8 protein-coding genes are annotated in these 5920 nt (G+C 45.3%); 5 read left to right on the plus strand and 3 right to left on the minus strand.

The window, feature by feature from the left end; genetic code table 11:
* Positions 1-79 precede the first annotated feature (79 nt).
* The 3 genes from JUF21_RS11545 (at position 80) to JUF21_RS11555 (ending at position 2588) form a co-directional block, all read left to right on the plus strand.
* Complete coding sequence (locus JUF21_RS11545; protein ID WP_203664751.1) at positions 80-409, plus strand: transposase; 330 nt, start codon at positions 80-82, stop codon at positions 407-409.
* 92 nt (positions 410-501) lie between these two features.
* Positions 502-1428 (plus strand): glycosyltransferase family 2 protein, encoded by a 927-nt coding sequence (locus tag JUF21_RS11550; RefSeq protein ID WP_203664752.1) that lies wholly within the window; start codon positions 502-504, stop codon positions 1426-1428.
* Between the two features lie 143 nt (positions 1429-1571).
* Positions 1572-2588, plus strand: a complete 1017-nt coding sequence (locus JUF21_RS11555; protein ID WP_203664753.1) for an IS30 family transposase — start codon at positions 1572-1574, stop codon at positions 2586-2588.
* Between the two features lie 105 nt (positions 2589-2693).
* On the opposite strand, the gene JUF21_RS11560 is transcribed toward JUF21_RS11555, so the two are convergent.
* The 3 genes from JUF21_RS11560 to JUF21_RS11570 form a co-directional block, all read right to left on the minus strand.
* Positions 2694-3137, minus strand: a complete 444-nt coding sequence (locus JUF21_RS11560; protein WP_203664758.1) for a GtrA family protein — start codon at positions 3135-3137, stop codon at positions 2694-2696.
* A gap of 77 nt (positions 3138-3214) precedes the next feature.
* Positions 3215-4093 carry a hypothetical protein gene (locus JUF21_RS11565; RefSeq protein WP_203664760.1) on the minus strand — a complete coding sequence of 293 codons (879 nt, stop codon included), beginning with the start codon at positions 4091-4093 and terminating at the stop codon, positions 3215-3217.
* A complete protein-coding gene (locus JUF21_RS11570) occupies positions 4062-4895 on the minus strand; it encodes a ParB/RepB/Spo0J family partition protein (RefSeq protein ID WP_203664762.1) in 834 nt (277 codons plus the stop codon). The genes JUF21_RS11565 and JUF21_RS11570 overlap by 32 nt, the downstream gene beginning before the upstream one ends.
* 282 nt (positions 4896-5177) lie before the next feature.
* On the opposite strand from JUF21_RS11570, the gene JUF21_RS11575 reads away from it, so the two are divergent.
* Together JUF21_RS11575 and JUF21_RS11580 are read left to right on the plus strand one after the other, a co-directional pair.
* Positions 5178-5540, plus strand: a complete 363-nt coding sequence (locus tag JUF21_RS11575) for a helix-turn-helix domain-containing protein (protein WP_203664764.1) — start codon at positions 5178-5180, stop codon at positions 5538-5540.
* Between the two features lie 4 nt (positions 5541-5544).
* Positions 5545-5874 (plus strand): ImmA/IrrE family metallo-endopeptidase, encoded by a 330-nt coding sequence (locus JUF21_RS11580; protein WP_203664766.1) that lies wholly within the window; start codon positions 5545-5547, stop codon positions 5872-5874.
* Positions 5875-5920: the final 46 nt, after the last annotated feature.

The following is a 5920-nucleotide window of genomic DNA, read 5'->3' on the forward strand; positions in this document are numbered from 1 at the left end:
ACAGGATATCTGTTCTTGATGTTTTTTATTGTCCAAAAAATTTTGAGACAGTGGCTAACTTGATTCTAAAATGCGCGGCATGAATCTATTTTTACAACAGTTATCTGATCAGTACCCAGACAAGATGATCATCCTGATTTGCGACAATGCGGTGTGGCATAAAGCGCGGGCGCTGTTTATTCCTGCGAATATCGAGATGCTATACATTCCACCCTATACGCCTGAGATGAACCCGATTGAAAGAATTTGGCGAGAATTTCGGCGTCGAGGATTCGTTAATCGCGTATTTCAAACCTTAGAAAAAGTAGTAGATAGGCTTTGCGAGGTCATACAAGGATTAACCAAATCGGATGTTAAATCGTTTACGCATACTGCTTGGCTGATTGAACCGGATTTAACTATGAGCTAGTATCAAAAGCAAGTTCAGTGTACCCTTATATTATATGACTTCGCCCCAATTTAAGCGCGTCACCCACAATTCACCTGCTTGGAGGCAGTATTTTGACCCAATCGCTTGCCATCATCATCCCGTGTCATAACGAAGAAGAAAACGTGCCGTTGTTCTATCAAGCGGTGCAGAAAACGTTCGCTGAACTGCCGGATTACAAACCGATTTTTTGGTACATTAACGACGGCTCTGTCGACCGCACCTTAGCCGAAATTCAACAACTGCAACTCACTGACCCTGATGTCCACTACATCGACTTCTCACGCGGCTTTGGCAAAGAAGCTGGCATGTATGCTGGTCTTCAAAATGCTAAAGCCGACCTTTACACCATCATGGACGCCGATTTACAAGACCCGCCAGCGATGCTCAAAGACATGTTAGCTGGCATTCGTGAAGGTTACGAAATGGTTGGCGCCGCGCGCATGGATCGCACTGGCGAGCCTGCTTTGCGAAGCTTCTTCTCCAACATGTTCTACAAAGTCATCAACAAAATCTCCAAAACTAACATCGTGCCCGGCGCCCGAGACTTTCGGGTAATGACGCCTAAATATGTCAATGCGGTGTTATCGTTAAGTGAACGCAACCGCTTCTCTAAAGGGATCTTCGGCTGGATCGGCTTCAAATCCAAATATTTGCCTTATCAAAATGTTGAGCGCGAACACGGCCAAACCTCTTGGAGTTTCAGCAGTTTATTTCAATATTCTTTAGACGGGATCATCGACTTCTCTGATGTCCCGTTGACAGTGGTATCGTGGTTAGGCATTACCAGCTGCGTTTTATCGATCCTCGCGATGATTTTCATTGTCGTGCGCGCCTTGTTTTGGGGCGGCTCAGTTGCTGGTTGGCCATCAATGGTATGTATTCTGCTTTTGATTGGCGGATTGCAACTATTCGGCACTGGAATTTTAGGTAAGTATATCGGCAAAATCTATCTGGAAATCAAGAATCGACCGATTTACATCGTCAATGAAATCAAATAAAACGGGCTTTGTCATCACTCGATTTTGAGTCATAACAAAGCCCCCAGTTTACAATTCAAGTGCAACACCCTGACGACTAGACCAGAAAGGCCATGAAGACCTATTCTTGTTAGTGCTAGCTAAACAAGAAAGCAGGAATCTTCATGACCCACTCCCAGATTAGCACCCACAAGCACTACCAACAACTTAATCTTGGCGACCGAGCTACGATTCAGGCCCTCCGGGCTGCCGGCAAGACTATGACCGAGATTGCGCTGGTGCTCCATTGCAATAAGTCGACAATCTCACGAGAGATCACACGCGGAGCGGTAGCTCAGCTCGATTCAAAGCACCATTCGCACCAAGTCTATCTTGCGGAAACGGCTCAAACACTACACGCCCAGAAACGTGACAGGACGGGACACCACGCCTTTCTCAAAACTAGCCGTACGTTCTTTAAGGCTCTTACTAAGGAGCTTACTCGTAAGCCCCGCGTACATAGCGTTGACAGCTTCGTACACTTCTACCGCGACCAGGGTAAGTCCTGTCCTTCAACGACCACCGTGTATCGCTACATCGATGCCGGGCTGCTTAAGCTAGACAACATGGCGTTGCCTAAGAAGCTACGACGCCGGGTCAAAGGTGATAAGAACGCCCATAAGCGCAAGAACAAGAAGATATACGGCGACTCAATCGAGTTGCGTCCTGCGGCCGTGAATGACCGCACAGGCGTGGGACATTGGGAAGGCGACTTGGTCAAAGGTATTCGCTCAGCTGATGAGCCAGCATTAATGACGCTCACAGAACGGTACAGCCGGACTGAAATCATCGTCAAGATTCCTGACTATCATGCGGGCACCTGCCTTAAAGCTTTGCAGGACACGATCGACGACTACGGTGCCAAGGAGTTTGAGAGTATCACGTTTGACAATGGTTCCGAGTTTGCCAAGTTATCAGAGATTGTTGGAACCCAGATCTATTTTGCTCATCCATACTCGCCTTGGGAGCGCGGCACTAACGAGAACACCAACGGACTACTCAGGGAGTACTTCCCGAAGGGAAAGTCTCTCAGGGACGTTACGCTGGTTGAGATCCAAGCAGTCCAATCAGCACTGAACCATCGTCCCAGACGTATTCTGAACTATCTTCGACCATGCGATTACTACCGACGCATGGCTTAACAACCTAGACCACTATCAAGGATTCGTTATCATCGTTGCACTTGACTTGAAAATTGAGGAGTCATAACAAAGCCTATTTTTTATTGCCAGTGTAATCGCAAGCCATCAAGCACGATCACTGGGCTTATGACGAAAGATGATGAATTTGGAAAAAGCATAGTTCGCCACAATAATCACAATTTGTGTTAAAATCTTAGCCACCATACTCGACCAACCAATGGCATTGATAAACAAAAACATGCAGGCATAATCGATGCCAAGCGAAACCACTCGGGCAAACATGAATTTGATGAATTCCCAAAGTAACGCCGTGAAGTTTTCAGTATGCGAGTTGAACACCCATAATTTATTCGTGACAAACGCAAACAGAACCGATAATAGCCACGCTATAAAATTCGCAATCTGCCAATTGAGCCCAACTCGGGTGCTCAAACCAAAGACAACAATATTAATGACTGTAGTAAGGCCACCAAAGAAAATATAAGTCAAGATATCCCACAACCGCTTGGCAACTAACGCTTGCTTGACACGCTTAAATATTGTTATCATGAAACACCTCTTTCAATTCAAATCTAGCCTAAATTCAACTTTCAATCTGTTATTGCCATCGTTTCCCCTCTTGACAATCAAACAATCCCAATTGAAAGGATATTACCCAGTACCACAACTAGAGTCACCGCCGCCAAGCTATACTGGCCATATACGCGGTAACGCGAATCAGACTCGACCACATCCAGCATGCGAATCATTTTCAAAACACAATAAATCAGGGCGAAATCTAAAAAGATAAAGGTTCGTGCGCCAGAGGCAAGGATAGTCGGTGAAAAGCCCATCAACACACGACTGACGATACCTGCCCCCAAAGTGCTAGCAAGCAATCCCCCTTCAATCAACGTCCTCGACTGAGCAATGATGACAATCACACTGCTTGTAATAATGAGCATACTCCAAATAAATAAGCCATAGCTACTTGGACTGTAAAAGTTAACACTGTTGAGTCGTGTCGTGGTAGCAAAGTTCTTAATCAATGGTGAAAGCATCGGGAAAAGGATCGGCGCTAAACGCACTGTCAGAACACTGGCAACAGGTAGCGATGCTAATCCCAACATCATAGGATGTTGACGACCGCCTTGCAAATACGCGTAGCCAATTAAGACAATCGTAAAAATTGTAAAAAGTAGATTCGTTGAAATCAGTTGAAGTACTGTTGTATTGACCCCTAAGACTAGTTTGTCAACTGGTGTCATGGATACAAAATCTTTCATCCAAACAAACACTTGCTGGCTATTTCGCGTCCAATTACCTGGACAAGTCAAAGCAAAAATCACATTTGCAATAGCAATAACCCATTGCAAAAGGGTTAGCACCCCTCCACACCACGAAACTCGCCGAATGCAAATCATCATAATCGAAAAGAAGGCCAAAATAATCAAGTACATCGCACCAACTGCTTCAAAATTTGTCGCAAATGCTTCACAGATTAACGCCAGCACCGCCAAAAACATGTTGACATACTGATTCCTGGATTATTTTGATGGCATCCTCAACAGCCTGGTCGCCCCAAAGCTTTTTGAGGTCGGCAACCGCACCAATCATGTTCAATACTGGTGACACGCAGGCTTCCAAGATTTCGGCATCGTGATTAGGTTTGACAATTTTAGGGGTTGTTTTTTTAGCTTCTGCCAACTTATCAGTAGCTTTTTTGCCGGACTTAATTTCTTTGTTGATTCGGTCATATACCGTGTGTGCTGAAATTTCGCCTGCTACAACATGTTCATAGGTTTCTGGATCAACCTTTTTAATCTTCTTCATGCGCTTGATTGTAGTTGGCGATGTATTCGCCAGCTTGCTAAGGGCCACGTCAGTTTGAATAGGCTTCTCGTTTGGGCCCGTGGGCCCAAACGAGGATTGATGTTGCAAACTGGAAATCTGTTTTGCTTTGGCTTTCTGTTCGATGCCTTTAACCAGTTCCTCACTTCGTAACACAATGTCCACACGCTGCGCTATCGTGAGATTTCGGCGTTCAATCGCTGTGTCACGGACAAACTCAATTGACTGCTCCTGATTAAGCTTGTGATAGATTACGTTGATGGTATTGAGCATTAAAAGCTTGGCGGCACGATAGCGATGGCGGCCATCTAACACAACACCGTCATCACGAACGTCGATGGGCTGGCGGATACCAGACTTTTTACAGCTCTCCAAGAACTTCCCCCATTCATCTGTCGTCATCTCTGGGACTAATGATTTGATGGTCTCATCCTCGCTCAAATCCGTAAGTGGTACTGAAACGATTTCAGTCTTCATTTGTTTTCACCTCGCTTTCTACCTGTATTTGTGTATTTAGCTGTTAAGCTCTATTGACGTTGTCTGTATTTGGCACTACAATTGCACACATAAACAAGCGTACAAAACGCTAGATTCACCTGTCTGTTCCTTGCTTGGCGGCTCCGGACGTTGACACGGTTTTTATATACTCTGTTTAACAACTTGGTACGAGTATCAGTCTATCCGTATTAGATACTTGTGTCAAGAAGGTCTTACCTGTATTTGCGAATAATTACATTCACGTATGGAGGATTCCTTGATATGACAACGTTTGAACGCGTAAAAGAAACTGCAAAAAAGCAAGGACTATCCTTAACGGATACGTCCATCAAAGCTGGCATGAACGAAAAAGCGATCTATAAATGGAAATATAACGAGCCTTCTGCAAGCCGGCTCCAAGCCGTTGCAGACGTCCTCCACGTTTCCGTGGACTACCTACTCGGTAACACAGACAACCCGGAGCCAGCGCCAAAATCCGGGACGAAATCTGTAGTCGATCTCTCAAAATCCAACACTTTCGCCTATCAAGGTGAACTTTACGACGCCGACGGAATTGATCCCGATGATTGGGACTTAATCAAAGCCGCGTTTGAGCGCGCAAAAAAAGCTCGTAAGGGGAAGTGATTGGATGGATTCAGGCGAAATGCTGTCCCGTGTCGTGAACTGGGGGATGGATCACGGTGTCAGTTGGCAATGGCTAGATTTAAAGCCATGGACAAAGCCGCGCGCAGATTCGGAGTCTAAGAGTTACGTTCTCAACCGAAACTGGCCTAATAAGCGGGAAATTCCCTTTCAAGCTGCCCACGAAATTAAACATATTCTAAACGGTGATGATGGTGTCTACTACTATTCTACCGATCGCAGTCAGCAAATTTTCGAGGGCGATGCTAACCGCGGCGCTTTAAAAATTCTTGTTCCAATTTACTTTCCTCAATTTTCAAGTCAAGTGCAACGATGATAACGAATCCTTGATAGTGGTCTAGGTTGTTAAGCCATGCGTCGGT

Origin of the sequence: Lacticaseibacillus sp. 53-4, assembly GCF_016861805.1 — a bacterium.
Classification (GTDB): Bacteria; Bacillota; Bacilli; order Lactobacillales; family Lactobacillaceae; genus Lacticaseibacillus.

Coding starts and splice junctions, on each gene's coding strand:
- JUF21_RS11575 (WP_203664764.1), top strand. CDS start 5,178: ATGACAACGTTTGAACGCGTAAAAGAAACTGCAAAAAAGCAAGGACTA.
- JUF21_RS11555 (WP_203664753.1), top strand. CDS start 1,572: ATGACCCACTCCCAGATTAGCACCCACAAGCACTACCAACAACTTAAT.
- JUF21_RS11580 (WP_203664766.1), top strand. CDS start 5,545: ATGGATTCAGGCGAAATGCTGTCCCGTGTCGTGAACTGGGGGATGGAT.
- JUF21_RS11565 (WP_203664760.1), bottom strand. CDS start 4,093: ATGTTTTTGGCGGTGCTGGCGTTAATCTGTGAAGCATTTGCGACAAAT.
- JUF21_RS11545 (WP_203664751.1), top strand. CDS start 80: ATGAATCTATTTTTACAACAGTTATCTGATCAGTACCCAGACAAGATG.
- JUF21_RS11560 (WP_203664758.1), bottom strand. CDS start 3,137: ATGATAACAATATTTAAGCGTGTCAAGCAAGCGTTAGTTGCCAAGCGG.
- JUF21_RS11570 (WP_203664762.1), bottom strand. CDS start 4,895: ATGAAGACTGAAATCGTTTCAGTACCACTTACGGATTTGAGCGAGGAT.